The sequence below is a fragment of the Marinilabilia sp. genome (assembly GCF_016278715.1).
GTDB lineage: Bacteria > Bacteroidota > Bacteroidia > Bacteroidales > Marinilabiliaceae > Marinilabilia.
In genome coordinates this window covers 1-2,795 of the sequence record NZ_JADQBH010000047.1, presented here as the reverse complement: position 1 = coordinate 2,795, position 2,795 = coordinate 1, and the positions used below count along the sequence as shown (strand labels likewise).

Here is a 2,795-nt window from a genome sequence, read left to right as displayed (position 1 = left end):
TTAATGCTCAGTATATCAATACTGTACGAAGCATTTTTCATCCAATATCTAAAAATCTAACGATACTATGGTGAAGAACAACCTAACATTAAAACACAATATTATATCAGTTCAGGGTATTTTTGAGGATGTGCCGTTTGTCTTTGTTGGCCATTTTATCTTGTGTTGATGCACAAAAAATACCTTTTCGGGCCATGTTCCTGTTTCCACCAATATGTGTATTGGGAAATTTACCATCCTTTTTCAGCAAAATGCGAACAGCAAAAAGGGCTGTGATAGCCGCCATCAAAACAATAGTTACAAGCAGAAGTTTTAGTATCATTTTCAAGCACTTTAAGGAGGGCAAAGATACAAAAAATGCATGAGGGTAAACATTCCCTGCCTCCTTTATGTTTGAGTAGTGCAACCAATTAATTTCCATCAAAAAAAACCTAACTTTGCCTTGTTGGATGCTTATGGAGAGCTAAACCAACACAATTGAAGCGCAATGATGACAAGCAAACAAAACGAAGAAGGGATTATCAGCAAAGATTCGCCAAATAAAGCAAGTAAAGAGGCCCTTAAATTTGAAGAATTCAAAAAGGAAGTGCTCACCGACTACAAACTGGCCCACCTCAGCCGGCAAATGAGTTTGCTGGCCCGCAGGGAAGTGCTAAACGGAAAAGCAAAATTTGGAATCTTCGGAGATGGCAAAGAGATAGCTCAAATAGCCATGGCCAAACAATTTAAGGAGGGGGACTGGCGGTCAGGGTATTACCGCGACCAGACGTTCATGCTGGCTACCGGGATGATTACCCCGGAAAGATTTTTTGCAATGCTTTACGGCGAGACACGTACCGAATTAAATCCTGACAACGGTGGCCGTTCCATGAACAATCATTTCGGCACTCGTCTGATTGACAGCAATCATCAGTGGATCGACCAGACTCAAAGTAAAAACACCGCATCAGACATCAGTCCCACAGCAGGCCAAATGCCCCGACTAACCGGATTGGCTCTGGCATCCAAACTATTTCGGGAGCAAGACGAACTGGCAGACTTCACCAATTTCAGTAATAATGGAAACGAAGTAGCCTTTGGTACCATTGGCGATGCCAGCACTTCCGAAGGACTCTTTTTCGAAACACTTAATGCAGCTGCGGTTCTTCAAATCCCCATGGCCATATCGGTATGGGATGATGGCTACGGAATATCTGTTCCTGTTGAGAAACAAACCACCAAGGCTAGCATTTCCAAGGCTTTAAGAGGATTCGAGAAAACCCTGACTGACCAATCAGGAATTCTCATATATGAAGCCAAAGGATGGGATTATTCAGAACTGTGCCAAATATATGAGGACGGTATTAAAAAATGCCGCAATGATCATGTTCCGGTTCTTTTTCACATCCAGGAACTGACACAACCTACTGGACACTCCACATCAGGATCCCACGAACGGTATAAATCTACAGAACGGCTGGAATGGGAAAAAGAAAAGGATTGTCTGGTACAAATGCGTCGCTGGATGCTGGAGAAAAAGCTGACCGATGAACAAACACTGGACAACATTGAGCAGGAAGCCCGAAAGGAAGCGATCACCGCACAAAAAAACACCTACAATGAATACCTAAAACCAATAAAAGAGGAACGCGAGGAACTGATTCACATCGTGGAACAAAAACATTGTGTATGTGAAGCAACGAAAGAAAAAGAAATACAAAAGGTTATTAACAACCTCAAAAATGCTGTCAGCCTTAACCGGAAAGAGATTCTCAGTTCGGCAAGAATAATTCTACGCCATGTGTGTGTTTCCTGTGACAAGCCCGGTGGCCTCAAAGATCGGCTTCGTTCCTGGGTTGCCGCCTACTACCAAATTGGCAATGAAAAATACAATCTTCATCTCTATGATGAATCCGAAAAATCGCCGTTAAAAGTAGCTCCTGTTGCACCCGAGTATGCCAATGACGCCCCAATGGTGCCGGGACGTGAGATTATCCGGGATAATTTTGATGCAGTTTTCGGCAAGGACCCACGCGTCCTCACGCTTGGAGAAGATACGGGAAAACTGGGTGGCGTGAACCAAACACTGGAAGGTCTTCAACAAAAATATGGCGAATGGCGTGTGCGCGACACCGGAATTCACGAAGCAACCATTGTTGGGGAAGGAATTGGCATGGCCCTGCGCGGCCTCAGGCCCATTGCAGAGATTCAGTATTTCGATTACTTACTATACACCCTGCATACGCTGAGCGATGATTTGGCCACTACCCACTACCGCTCCAAAGGAGGACAAAAGGCCCCCGTCATAGTAAGAACCCGTGGACACAGGCTCGAAGGCATCTGGCATTCAGGTTCACCCCTCAGCATGATCATCAACAGTATTCGGGGGATTCATGTGTGCGTGCCACGCGACATGACCAGAGCTGCCGGAATGTACAACACCCTCCTTGAGGGAGAAGATCCGGCATTGGTCATTGAACCACTTAACGGATACCGCATCCGGGAAAAACAACCGTCCAACTGGGGCGAATTTCGTATTCCCCTTGGCGTACCTGAAATTCTCATTCATGGCACAGATGTCACCCTGGTTACTTACGGTTCTTGTGTTCGAATAGCCGCCGAAGCCATCCAGCAATTAAAAGAAACAAGCATCTCAGTAGAGCTTATCGATGTTCAGACCTTACTTCCTTTCGATAAAGAAGGAATGATCCTGGAATCTTTGAAAAAAACCAACCGCATCGTGTTTTTCGATGAAGATGTTCCCGGGGGAGCCACTGCCTACATGATGCAAAAAGTGATTGAAGAACAAGGCGGCT

At 45.1% G+C, this 2,795-nt stretch carries 2 protein-coding genes; one reads left to right on the top strand and one right to left on the bottom strand.

Annotated elements, in window-relative coordinates; translation table 11 throughout:
- Positions 1-106: 106 nt before the first annotated feature.
- On the bottom strand, positions 107-322 hold the full coding sequence (locus QZZ43_RS03370; RefSeq protein WP_291856256.1) for a hypothetical protein: 216 nt from the start codon (positions 320-322) through the stop codon (positions 107-109).
- Between the two features lie 165 nt (positions 323-487).
- Here QZZ43_RS03370 and QZZ43_RS03365 point away from each other — a divergent pair.
- The coding region (locus QZZ43_RS03365) for a thiamine pyrophosphate-dependent enzyme (RefSeq protein WP_291856254.1) at positions 488-2,795 on the top strand (2,308 nt) is incomplete at its 3' end.

Bases quoted from the DNA above. Each gene is read 5' to 3' on its own strand.
- QZZ43_RS03370 (WP_291856256.1), bottom strand. From the start codon at position 322: ATGATACTAAAACTTCTGCTTGTAACTATTGTTTTGATGGCGGCTATC.